General features: G+C 40.4%; 1 protein-coding gene. It reads right to left on the reverse strand.

All coding sequences use genetic code 11. From position 1 onward, the window contains the following. Nucleotides 1-77: 77 nt before the first annotated feature. Complete coding sequence (locus IE271_RS44490) at nucleotides 78-719, reverse strand: ABC transporter ATP-binding protein (protein ID WP_000588253.1); 642 nt, start codon at nucleotides 717-719, stop codon at nucleotides 78-80. Nucleotides 720-741: the final 22 nt, after the last annotated feature.

A 741-nucleotide genomic window follows, 5' to 3' on the forward strand; every position in this document is an offset into this window, starting at 1 on the left:
CTTTCTTTAGCGAGATTTAAATCCTGGTTATGATTAGTGCTCAATTCAGCGACAATTTTAGGGCGTTGCAACATTTCTTATTTTTCCTTAATCAAAACTTCTTTTTCTAAGCGATAGACTTGAGAGCAAGTGAAAGCCAAATGCTCATCATGCGTGGCTAAAACTAACGCCCCTTCTTTTTCTGTAATGTAATTTTGCAGCATGCTGATGACTTGATTAGCGCTAGTGGTGTCTAAATTCCCGGTGGGTTCATCAGCGATAATGATTTTAGGTTTTTTAGAAAGCACTCTGGCGATGCTTAAGCGTTGTTGCTGGCCGCCGCTCAATTCACCCACGCCTTGTTTTAGGGTGTGGGCTATGCCTAATTGTTCTAAAAGGGAATGATCGATTTCTTGCTTGGCTAGGATTGAAGCGACTTGCAGGTTTTCTAAAGCGCTAAAACCCTTAAAAAGGTAATGCGATTGGAAGACTATGCCCACTTTTAAACGCCGTAATTCCAAAAGCTTTTTGGAATTTAAAGCATAAATATCTTGGTGTTCTAACAAACTAATTGTTCCGCTATCCGGTTTTAGCATGGTGGCTAAATGGCTTAAAAGCGTGCTTTTACCGCTCCCGCTCACGCCTAAAATCGCTAGGCTTTCTTGGGGCTTGATGCGCAAATTCACGCCGTTATAAAGGGGCTTTTCAAAAGCATGAGAAATATTAATCGCTTTAATCATTATCGTTTCCTAAAAAGAATAT

Source organism: Streptomyces minutiscleroticus, from assembly GCF_014650875.1.
In the GTDB taxonomy this organism is placed as follows: domain Bacteria; phylum Actinomycetota; class Actinomycetes; order Streptomycetales; family Streptomycetaceae; genus Streptomyces; species Streptomyces minutiscleroticus.